Origin of the sequence: Actinomadura decatromicini (assembly GCF_008121305.1) — a bacterium.
In the GTDB taxonomy this organism is placed as follows: Bacteria; Actinomycetota; Actinomycetes; order Streptosporangiales; family Streptosporangiaceae; genus Spirillospora; species Spirillospora syzygii.
Map to the genome: position 1 here is coordinate 34,513 of NZ_VSRQ01000005.1, position 10,996 is coordinate 45,508.

The following is a 10,996-nucleotide window of genomic DNA, read 5'->3' on the forward strand; positions in this document are numbered from 1 at the left end:
TCCGCGTGCTCGACCAGCAGGGGCTCGTCGCCGGGACCGGGTTCCTGGTCGACCATCACCTGGTGCTGACCTGCGCGCACGTCGTGGCGGGCGGCGGAGGCGCGGCGGGACGTCCGGTCGACGGCGTCCGGGTCGAGTTGCCCGCGTTCGGGCAGGACCGGTCGGCCAAGGTGCTGCCGGGCGGCTGGTTCCCCGCGTCGTCCGGCCACGGGGACCTCGCGGTGCTGAACCTCATCGGACCGTCCGTCCGGTGCGACCCGCTTCCCGTCGTCCGGCCGGATGAGGACATCCCGCCCGGCATGGAGGTTCGATACTTCGGCTATCCCGGCGACGCCGACCAGGGGATGTGGATGTCCGCGCGAGTCTCGGCGCGCGGCGGCGACGCGGCGGGGCGGCGGTCGCTCGACGTCGCGGCGCCCGGACTGCTCGGGCCGGGGTTCAGCGGCGCGGCCGTCCTGTCCGGCGAGACGGGGAACGTGGTCGGCGTCCTCACGGCGGCGGCGCCGGAGCGCACGGCGCTCATGCTGCCCGCGCGGGCCGTCGCGGACCTCTGGCCGCCGCTCGCCGGGCTCGCGGCGCCGCCGCCCCGCGCCGCGCGCCTGTCGGCGGCGGAGGCCGGGACGATCGTCGACGCGCTCATGAACATGCCCGACCTCACCGGACGGCGGCTCCGCGGCATCTACGACCAACTGCTCGGGGAGCTGCTGGGCGAGCGCCCCGGCATCGGGGTCAGCGGCGAGACACACCGCGAACTGTGGACCCTCGTGAACTGGTGCGCCGAGCGGCCGGGCGCCTTCCACACGCTGCTGGACGTGGTCAGGATGTTCCACCCGGCGAGCGTCGAGGTCGAGCAGCTGGCGGAGCGGATCGAGCGCGTGGTGCCGCCGCCGCTGCTCACCGAGAACGAGCGGGCCGACCTGCTCCGCCTGGTCGAAGCCGTCCGCGGCGCATCGGCGGCGCCGTCCGGCGGCGCCGCGATCGGAACGTTGATCACTCCAGGGGTCGGGACGGCGATGGGCGGCGCGGTCGGCGCGCGGCTCGGCGAGCGCGGCGATCTCCTGTCCGCCATCCGGACGCTGGAGGACGCCGTCGTCTCCCCCGCCGGCGTCCCGCCCCTGCTGGAGGTCGTGGCGCGGCTCGCCGCGGACGCGGAGCCCTTCACCGGCTCGCGGCTGCGCGGCTGGCTCGCCGGGGTCGGCGAACGGCTCGGCCTGCCGCCGGAAGCGTGGTCGGCGGAGCGAGCCGAGACGACCTCCCCGGCGCCGGACCCTCGGTCCTACTTGATCGTCCAGCTGGAGGAGGACGGTCTCGACGCCGACCACTTCCTGCTGACAGTGTCGTCGCAGCGGGCGGGCGGGCCGCCGACCGTGCTGCTCAGCCCGGACGAGGCGGTGACCCTGCCGGAGGCCCAGCGCCTGCTCAAGGAGCTGGTCGGACCGGTGGGGACCGGCACGCCACCGGGGGACGCCGACGATCTGGTGGTCGAGTTCGTCCTGCCGCGAACGCTGCTCAACGTCCCGGTGGAGGAGTGGCCGCTCGGGCACTCCGCGGAGCCGGAGGCCGAGATCGGCACGGTGTACCCGGTCGTCGTCCGCAGCCTGGAGCGGGCCCACCTGTCCCGGGAACGGCGATCGCCGGAAGAGCGCGCGGACGACCGCCCGGGGACCACGGCGCCCGTCTACCTCGTCGCGGACCGCAGCCCCGGCGGGGTGCTCGACGCGCTTCGGGACGGCTTCTCGATCGCGGTCTGGCATCGGCACGACCCGGGCCCGGCGGCGGCCGCCGAGCTCCAGTCCCGGCTCGCCGAGACGCCCGCCGACGACCTTCCCCGCATGGTGCGCGACCTGCGCCGGGAGGCCGCCGCCGCGCCCGCCGGCGCCGACCATCCAGGAAAGGGCCTCCAGGTGATCTTCGACGATCCGAGCCGCGTCCCGGACCGGCCGGGCGGTCTGCACGTTCCCGAACTTCCCGAGGGAGACACGAGCCGATGACCGCGGAGACGGCAGGGACCGGACTCCAGGCCCACCACATCTACCGTGGCACGGGGGTGCCGCACGACGGCATCGAGCGCCTTCCGCCCCCGCCGCCGTGGCGCGACTTCGGCAACTGGGGGACGCTCGCCGACGGCCCGCGGCCCCCGCTGAACCCGCCGCCCGAGCCGTTCGACGTCGGCACGTCCCTGCAACGGGCGCGCTCCTACAAGCCGGACGCGAGCGTGGTGGACGTGGTGAACGCCGCGCTCATCCTGCGGCGCCCGCTGCTGGTCACCGGCCTGCCCGGCACCGGGAAGTCGACCCTCGCCTACAGCATCGCCTACGAGCTGAAGCTCGGGCCCGTCCTGTACTGGCCGATCACGCGCTCGTCGGTGCTGCGCAACGGCCTCTACGAGTACGACGCCATCGGACGGCTGCAGGAGACGAACATCGCCGCGAGCGGCGGGACGCGCCCGGCGGACATCGGGTCGTTCATCCGGCTGGGCCCGCTCGGCACGGCGCTGCTGCCCGCGCGGTTCCCCCGCGTCCTGCTGATCGACCAGCTCGACCAGAGCGACTTCGACCTGCCGCACGAGCTGCTGTCGGTCATGGAGGAGGGCGAGTTCCAGATCCCGGAGCTGATGCGGATCGCCGGCGCGGAGCCCGCGGCCACGGTGCTGACCTCGGACGGGCGGCGGGCCGTCGTCCCGGACGGGCGGGTCCGCTGCCACGCCTTCCCGATGATCGTGATCACCAGTAACGGGGAGCGGGAGTTCCCGCCCGGCTTCCTGCGCCGCTGCCTGCGGCTCGGCATCGCGCCGCCCGGCCTTCTGCAGCTCGTGGACATCGTCACCGCGCACCTCGGGCCCGACATGACCGCGCGCAGCGGGGAGCTGATCGAGAGCTTCCTGCAGAACCGGACGCGCGGCGACGTCGGCGTCGACCAGCTGCTCAACGCCATCTACCTCGCCACCTCGTGGGACGGACCGGACGCGCGGCGGCTGGCCGACGCCCTCCTCAGGACGACGGAGGCGGACGGCCCCGAATGATCGACCGGCTGCTCAGAGCGCTCGGCGACCTCGGCCTGCGACCGACGGGCGAGGAGATCGCCGACGCCATCTGGCTGGCCTCCCACACGGGCCCCGAACCACCGCCCGCCGAACCACCCGAAACGGCGCCACCGATCCAAACGCCGCCCGCCACGCCGCCTGGGACAGCGGCGCCCGCCGTACCGCCGCCCGGCACGGCACCCGCCGAACCGTCGCCCGGCCGTGTGGCGCTGCCGGTCCGGGCGCCGGATCCCGGCTTGTTCGCGACGGCGGGGATGCCGAGCGCCGGCGCCCTCGCCCGGGCGTTTCGCCCGTTGCGCGACGCCGGGACGGGCGCCCGGCGAATCCTGCTCGACGAGCGGGCGCTCTCCCCGGCCGCGCCGCACCTGTTCCTTCCGGAGACGCCGACTGTCCGGGAGCGTGCCTTCGACCTCGCGCTCGTGGTCGACACGGGGACGTCCATGGACCTGTGGCGTCCGGCGATGCGGTGGTTGCGCTCGGTGATCGAGCACCTCGGGGTGTTCCGCGACATCCGGACCTGGACGGTCGACACCGATCGCGCGATCGGCGGCGGGTGGCCGACGCTGGGCACGGGCGGGGGCGCGTCCGGCCGCCGCCCCGGCGAGGTCGTGATGCCCGCGCGGCGGCAGTGCGTGCTCGTCCTGAGCGACTGCGTGGGCGCCGCCTGGCGGACCGGCGCGATGCAGCGGATGCTCGGCGAGTGGGGACGCAGGCAGACCGTCGCGATCGTGCAGGTGCTCCCGCAGCGGCTCTGGCGGCGGACGGCGCTGGAGCTCACGTCCGTCCGCTGGCAGCGCGTGTCGCCCGCCGGGCGGTCCAACGACCGGCTGATCTGCCGCGACCGTGCCGACGGGACGGCGCCCCGGGGCGTGCCGATCCCCGTCCTGGAACTCCAGCCGCGGTGGCTGAACTCGTGGGCGACGGTGATCTCCGGGACGGGCACGGGCTGGGTAAACGGCCTCGCCCACGTCATCAGCGACCGCGTCGATCCCGTGACGGAGGACGCCGACGAGGCGGGGGCGGGGGCGGGGCGTGAGGCGGAGCCGTCGCCGTCCGAGCGGGTCGCGCGTTTCCTCGCGGTGTCGTCGCCGGAGGCCGGGAGCCTCGCCCGGTACTTCGCCGCCGCCGTGCTGACCCTGCCGGTGATGCGACTCGTGCAGGCCGAGATGGCGCCGCATTCGACGAACGGGCACCTCGCGGAGGTCTTCCTCGGCGGGCTCCTGCTCCGCCAGGACGACGCGGGCCGCGCGCGTTCCCCGGACAGCGTCCGGTACGACTTCCGGCCGGGCGTCCGCGAGGTCCTGGTCGGACACCTGACGCGAACCGAGGCGACGCGCGTGCTGGGCCTGCTCGCGGACGTGTCCAGCTCGCAGCGCGCCCTCCTGGACGATTCCTCGAACATGGGGTTCGCCATCGTCAACCGGATGGTGCTCCAGTCGTTGCGCGGCGCGGGCACCCCCGTCCGCCAACGCCGCCCGGCCCGCGTCCCGGACGCCGCACCCGGCACCGCTCCGGACGGCACTCCCGGCGACACCCCAGGCGATGCCCCGGGTGACGCTCGGGGCGATGTCCCGCGGCAGGCCCCGGCGTGGCCTCCGCGGGCGAGGCGGGTTTCGCCGATCTGGGGGGCGGTGCCGAGCGCCAACCCGCGGTTCACGGGACGCGAGCCGATGCTCGCGAAGCTGCGCGCCAAGCTGGAGGCGGGCGGATCGGCCCTGCTGACCTGCACCCTTCACGGGATGGGCGGCGTCGGCAAGACTCAGCTCGCCATCGAGTACGCGCACCGTTACGGGGACGACTACGACCTGGTCTGGTGGGTTCCGGCGCAGCAGCGGGCAGGCGTCAGGGCGTCGCTGACCGAGCTGGCCCACCGCCTCGGACCGGACGGCGGCGCCCCGCCCGGTGCCGACACCACGGGCGGTGAACCGTGGTCGCGGGCGCTCGCGGCGCTGCGCAGCGGCGAGCCGTGCGGCCACTGGCTCATGGTCTACGACAACGCCGACCGTCCAGAGGAACTCGGCGAACTCCTCCCCGAGGGACCCGGCCACCTGCTCGTCACGTCGCGCAACCCCGTCTGGTCGCTGCGGACGGACGCGATCGACGTCGGCGTCCTGACTCCGGAGGAGAGCGTTCGCCTGTTGCGCCGCCACCTGCCCGCCGAACGCGGCCTCTCCGACGCCGACGCCGCGCGCATGGCGCAGGCCGCGGGCGGGCTGCCGATCGCGCTCGTCCAGGCCGCCGAATGGCAGGCGTCGACCAGCATGCCGATCGACGAGCACCTGCGGCGGTTCGAGGACGTCCTCCCGTCGATGCTGTCGGACGACCTCCCGCCCGGCTACCCGGTGTCGCTGTACGCGACGTGGCAGATGGCCATCGACCGGCTCCGCGCCGACAACCCGGCGGCCGTCGAACTGCTGGAGCTGTGCGCGCTCTTCGCGCCCGAACCCATCCCGCTCGCCATGCTGACGACCGACGCGGACACCGTCCTCCCCTCGGCGCTCGGCGGGACGCTCGGCGACTCGGTCGCCTTCGACCTCGCGCTCCGCGACCTGCGCCGCTTCGCGCTCGCCCGCGTCGACGCCGCCCGCCGGACGGTCGAGGTGCACCGGCTGATCCAGGCGGTCGTCCGCCGCAAGGAGTCGATGTCGCCGCTCCGCCGGGTGGGCCTCGCGCACGCCGTCCACCTCCTGCTGCTGCGGCACGCGCCCGCCGACCCGGCCGATCCGGACAACTGGCCGCGGTTCAAGGAGATCCAGCCGCATCTGCTGCCGTCCGAGGCGTACGACTGCGATCTGCCGGAGGTGCGCGGGCTCGTCCTGTCCCAGGTGCGGTACCTCCAGGCGAGCGGCGACCGGCGCAGCGCCCGCGAACTCGGCGAACCGGCCCGGCTCCGCTGGACGGGGATGTACGGCAAGGACCACCCCGACGTCCAGGCGATGACGCGGCAGTTGTCCGCCTGACCCCGGTGACTCCGGTGATGAGGAAGGGAGCGCCGTGACCGGCGACAGCTCGGAGAACCCCCGCGCCGAGGCGCTCCGCGAGTTCGGCGAGGAACTGCGGGCCGTGCTGGACGCGGCCGGTGGCCCGCCGCTGCGGCGGCTGGAGCAGGTCAGCGAACGCGAACGCGGGCTCCGGCTCAGCGCGAGCACCGTCCGCGACAAGCTCGCCGGACGGTCGGCGCCCACCTGGGAGTTCGTCGTCACCTTCGTGAGCGTCTGCCGCGTCCTCGCCGGGGAACTGCAGCTCCCGACCGAGGTTCCGGCCTTCGACCTGGATCACTGGCGCCTCCGGCACACCCAGCTGATGCGGACGCTGGCGACGGAAACCGCCCCGGCGCCTTCCGAAGAGGTCCAGCGGGAACTCGCGGCGTTCGCACTCCCGCCGCTGCCGTCGCCGCTACCGCCGTCCATGGCGGACTTCGACCGACACTGGCTCCTTTCGCTGTGGCTCGGCCAGTCCTCCCTTAGCCAGTCGACGTCCCAGCTCCTGGTGCTCGGCGGCCCTCCGGGGATCGGCAAGACCTCCTTGGCGGTCGCCTTCGCCCGCCACGTCGAGGGCGAGTTCCCGGACGGCGTCCTCTTCGCGAACCTCGCGCACCTGCATCCGGAGTCGGATCGGGTCAGGACCGTGCTGGGCGGCCTGCTCCGAGCGCTCGGCGTCGCGTCCGACGCGGTGCCGGAGACGTTCGCCGAGCGCACCGCGGCGCTGCGCGACCTGCTGGCCTCACGGCGGCTGCTGATCGTCCTCGACGACGTCTCCAGGCCGGACGGCTTCGACATGATCGACGCGCTGCTTCGGGAGGGCGACGGCCGATCGCTGCTGCTGGTCACGTGCACAGGGACTTTCGCCGCACCGGATCTCCAGTTGGTGGACCTCGAGGGGGTCTCGGAGGAGGACGGGCTCGCGATCCTCTCACCGGCGGTGGGGCCGGGAAGACTCAACTCGGACGCGGCGCTCCAATTCATCGAACTGTGCGGCAGGTCGCCGTTGATGTTGCACCTCGCCGGGGCGGTGCTCACCGCGCACCCGTCCATGCCTGGAGCGGAACCTCTCTTCGCGCCGGATTGGGGGAGAGAAGGCCAGCCAGAGGGATGGCTGCTGGCGCGGCTCTACGAGAGCTTGGGCGACGCTGAGAGGCTGGTGCTGCGGAGGCTGGCGCTCGTGGACGAGCACGAGGAGCTCCCGCGCCGCCTCCTCCCGTTCCTCGTCGGCGACGAGCTCACGCCCGACGAGGTGGACAAGGCGATCGACCGGCTGGTGGACGTCCACCTCCTCTACACGTGGCAGGACGGCCAGGTCATCCGCACCCACGATCCCGTCCGGGAGTTCGCACGCGAACGCGCCGAGGAGGCGGAGGAGGCGATCGAACTGGCCGCCGTCCGCGACCGGGCGCGGCGGTTCTTCCTGATGGAGCGCGGGTACCGGCCGCAGCCGGAGCCGACGATCACCAGGGACTACTGGACGCTCCGCGACCGCCTCTCCTACTCCCACTACGCCGACGCGATCGCGGAGTTCATCAGGCACAGGCAGACGCGCCCGCCGCTCACCATCGGGTTGAAGGCGCCGTGGGGCGCGGGCAAGACCTCGCTGATGCGGATGATCCAGAACAACCTCGACCCGCGCGACGGCGAACGTCCCTGCACCATCCGCCTGGACCGCCGAAACAGCCGTAACAAGCCGTCCCGCAGCCGATGGCGCAAGCTGCTCCGGCGCGCGAGCGCAACTCCCGGATCGGGGGTCACCAACCTGGAGATCCTGCTCCACGCCGACGAGCCCGGCCCGGACGACGCCACGGGCGAGCCGACGTCCGGCCTGCGCGCCCATGTCGCCAAGGGGGCGCCGGTGCGGGCGGGCGACTGGCGTCCGACCGTGTGGTTCAACCCGTGGATGTACCAGAACGGCGAGCAGATCTGGGCCGGGCTGGCTCACGAGATCATCACGCAGGTCACCGAGCGGCTCCCCGTGGCCGACCGCGAACGGTTCTGGCTCAGGCTCAACCTCGCGCGGATCGACCGCAGCGTCATCCGGCGCCGCTGGTACCGGCTGCTGGCCGAACGGCTCCTCCCTTTCCTGGCGGTATGGGTCGTCGCGTTCCTCGTCACCCTGGCCTGGCTCGCCGTCGGACAACTCGTGGACCCGCTGCGCGGCGTGTTGCGCGGGTTGTCCGCCGGGGTGCTCGGCACCGGGACGGTCGTGCTCCTCGTCGGCGGGACGGGCAAGACGCTGTCCTTCCTCGGGAAGGCCGCGTCGGGGCCGCTGTCCGCGCTCGTCCGCAAGCCGGACATCCTCGGCGGAAGCCAGCGCCTCCTCGCCGACCAGGCCAAGACCGGCTTCGACACGATCGTGCCCGACCCCGGTTACGCGGGACGGCTGGGCTTCCTGCACCTCGTCCACAGCGACATGAAACGGGTGCTGGACCTCATCGCCACCCCGGAACGTCCCCTGGTCGTCTTCGTGGACGACCTCGACCGCTGCTCGCCCAGCGCGGTCACCCAGGTCATCGAAGCCGTGAACCTGTTCCTCGCGGGCGAGTTCCCCAACTGCGTGTTCGTGCTGGGCATGGAGCCGGGCGCGGTCGCCGCGCACGTCGAGGTCGCCTACCAGGACCTCGTCAAGGCCCAACGCGACGGACGGCTGGCCGGGGACTGGTCGACGCTCGGCTGGCGCTTCCTGGAGAAGATCGTCCAGTTGCCGCTGAGCGTCCCGGCGCCCGGCGGGAACGGCGAGATCGACGACTACCTGCGCTCCCTCGTCGAAGCTCACACCCCGAAACCCCGCCCCGGAAGTGCACCCTCCGGGGAACGCCGCGTAGCGCGCACCTCGCCCTTCGTCCCAGGGGACCGGCGGGTCCGGATCCGACGACAGGCCCCTTCTCCGGCCATTCCGCTCCCCGACGAAACACCAGAACGCATCGTCGAGGCCCCGGACACTTCCTCGATCGAGCAGATAGCCGAGATAGAGAGCCGCATCCGCGCCCGCCAACCAACCCCCGACACGCTCCGCGAAACGGCACTCGCCGTCCAACGCGAACTGCTCGACCTGCCGGAGCCGCTCACCCCGGAAACCCTGGCCGCCGCCGACCGCGTCGTGTCCGACCTGTACAGCGACCTGGACGCGCACGCCGTGCTCGCCCGCTCCCTCCCCGTGCTCGGATCCCGCAATCCACGCGAGATCAAGCGGTTCGTCAACCTGTTCCGTTTCTACAGTTTCGTCGCCGAAAGGCAGCGGCTCCTCGGCGCGCCCGCGCCCGACCAGGAGCAGATCGCCAAACTCGCGGCCTTCGCGATCCGGTGGCCGCACGTCATCAGCATGCTGGGCGCGTCCACCGCGACCGCCGCGTCCGAGCACCCCCTCGACCGCCTGGAACGCACGGCCCGCGAGGGCGACCCGTCCGGCTGGACGACCGAACTCCGCACGATCTTCCCGGTCTTCGACGTCCAATCCGACCAGCAGCCGGACCCCGCCGCGTCCCCCGCCCTACCACCCGGCTGGGGCGACGACCTCCGCACCTTCCTCCGCGAAGGCCCCGAAATAGCCCCCATCGCCCCCCGCTTCATCTAGGCGGCGGGGCGGGCGTCCGGTTCTGATCGGTCGCCAGCCACGTCCACACCTCCGCGGCCAGCGGCACAGGGTGCGCACTGCCGGGCGGCACCGCCCACACCCGGCCCGTCTGCGGATGGCGCGGGACCAGGACGATGTCAGCGTCGGCGGCGGGCAGGCCTGGCCCGGCGAGGGCCAGGCTCTTCGGCGGCGGGCCGGACGGGAGCAGCGCGTCGAGCGCGGTGCGGAACGCGTCGGCGAGCAGCCCCTCGGGGACGGCCACCGGCCCGCCGGACGCGCCGACCAGCAGGTGGGGCAGCGCCGCCCCGGCCGCCGCCTCCCACACCGGGTTCCAGGACTCAGGCGGTTCGATCGGCGGCGTTCGCGCCAGCTCGTCCCGCTCCGTCAGCTCGTCCCGCGCGGCCAGCTCGTCCCACCCGATCACTCGGGGCTCGGGTTCGTCGTCGGGGACTCCGCGCACGGACCGTGAGTCCAGCCAGGTCACCTGCCATAACCCGCAGTCGTCGACGCGGGTCGCCACAGGCTGCCCACATTGAGCGCACGCGAGGTTCGGGCCGTTGCGGCCGTCCAGGCCCATGCAGTAGCCGTCGCACCGCTCGGGGATCAGGACGGTGCCGCGGACGTCCCCCGGCGCGACCGCGACCGCGTCCGGCGGGCTGTAGGACAGGCTGCGCACCGGCGCGTACACGCCGCGCGCCGCGGCCTCGTCCGCCCCGGTCTCGCTCCGCTCCCGCCACGGCGGGCCGGTCGGCTCCGGCTCCACGGCGAACGTCCCGGACCTCATCAGCGCGGGAAGGAGTCGATGGCCATATCGCTGATAGGCGTGAACGGGCAGCGCAACCCGCGAAACCGGGGCGGTGAGAACGGCCTCACAATGTGCGCACACGAATACGGTCACACGTCCTCCCCGGCCATTGTCTCAGCGACCGGGGAATGGCGTCCGCCCGGTGCTATCCGGCCTGGAGTTTGCGGATGGCGGAAAGGCGGTCGTAGTGGTCGTCCAGCCAGTTCTCGGGGACGGCGACGAGGAGCTCGGCGGTGCTGGACGACCCCTGGCGGTCGATGACGGAGACGAGCAGGCGGTCCTCGTCGTCCACTTCGAGCCAGATCTCGGGGGCGCGCGTGTCCTCGCGCCAGGCCGTGTTGTCGCCTTCGTGCAGGTCGTCGAGGACCGTTTCCCATTCGTCGAGGTCCGCGGCGTCGACCGTCGTGGTCACCTCGCCGTTGACGAAGGCGCTGCGGACCTCGATCCGACCGGTCAGCCGTTCCGCCTCCAGTTCGGTCACGCGGAGGACGACGCTGTTCCCGTGCTCGTCGGCGAAATGGATCAAGTCCGGAATGTCATTGCTCGTCACCGGGCTCATCGTAGTTAGTGCGCCGCTCGCCGCGGGA

Annotated in this window: 6 protein-coding genes; 4 read left to right on the top strand and 2 right to left on the bottom strand. The window is 73.3% G+C overall.

Annotated elements, in window-relative coordinates:
* The first annotated feature begins 5 nt into the window (after positions 1 to 5).
* Genes FXF68_RS22920 through FXF68_RS22935 form a run of 4 tightly spaced genes read left to right on the top strand, consistent with a single transcriptional unit; the run spans position 6 to position 9,604 of the window.
* A complete protein-coding gene (locus FXF68_RS22920) occupies positions 6 to 1,991 on the top strand; it encodes a VMAP-C domain-containing protein (RefSeq protein ID WP_187438057.1) in 1,986 nt (661 codons plus the stop codon).
* Positions 1,988 to 3,022, top strand: coding sequence for an AAA family ATPase (locus FXF68_RS22925; RefSeq protein WP_148762510.1), 1,035 nt, complete (start codon positions 1,988 to 1,990; stop codon positions 3,020 to 3,022). The genes FXF68_RS22920 and FXF68_RS22925 overlap by 4 nt, the downstream gene beginning before the upstream one ends.
* The gene (fxsT, locus tag FXF68_RS22930; protein ID WP_148762512.1) at positions 3,019 to 6,003 is read left to right on the top strand and encodes an FxSxx-COOH system tetratricopeptide repeat protein; all 2,985 of its coding nucleotides are present in this window, start codon (positions 3,019 to 3,021) and stop codon (positions 6,001 to 6,003) included. Before FXF68_RS22925 ends, fxsT begins: the two co-directional genes overlap by 4 nt.
* A gap of 34 nt (positions 6,004 to 6,037) precedes the next feature.
* A complete protein-coding gene (locus FXF68_RS22935) occupies positions 6,038 to 9,604 on the top strand; it encodes a P-loop NTPase fold protein (RefSeq protein ID WP_148762514.1) in 3,567 nt (1,188 codons plus the stop codon).
* Here FXF68_RS22935 and FXF68_RS22940 read toward each other — a convergent pair.
* On the bottom strand, positions 9,597 to 10,388 hold the full coding sequence (locus FXF68_RS22940; protein WP_148762516.1) for a hypothetical protein: 792 nt from the start codon (positions 10,386 to 10,388) through the stop codon (positions 9,597 to 9,599). The genes FXF68_RS22935 and FXF68_RS22940 overlap by 8 nt on opposite strands.
* A 166-nt stretch (positions 10,389 to 10,554) precedes the next feature.
* Positions 10,555 to 10,959: a DUF5959 family protein gene (locus tag FXF68_RS22945; RefSeq protein ID WP_148762518.1), complete on the bottom strand. Its 405-nt coding sequence runs from the start codon at positions 10,957 to 10,959 to the stop codon at positions 10,555 to 10,557.
* Positions 10,960 to 10,996 lie beyond the last annotated feature (37 nt).

Bases quoted from the DNA above. Each gene is read 5' to 3' on its own strand.
- FXF68_RS22925 (WP_148762510.1), top strand. From the start codon at position 1,988: ATGACCGCGGAGACGGCAGGGACCGGACTCCAGGCCCACCACATCTAC.
- fxsT (WP_148762512.1), top strand. From the start codon at position 3,019: ATGATCGACCGGCTGCTCAGAGCGCTCGGCGACCTCGGCCTGCGACCG.
- FXF68_RS22940 (WP_148762516.1), bottom strand. From the start codon at position 10,388: ATGAGGTCCGGGACGTTCGCCGTGGAGCCGGAGCCGACCGGCCCGCCG.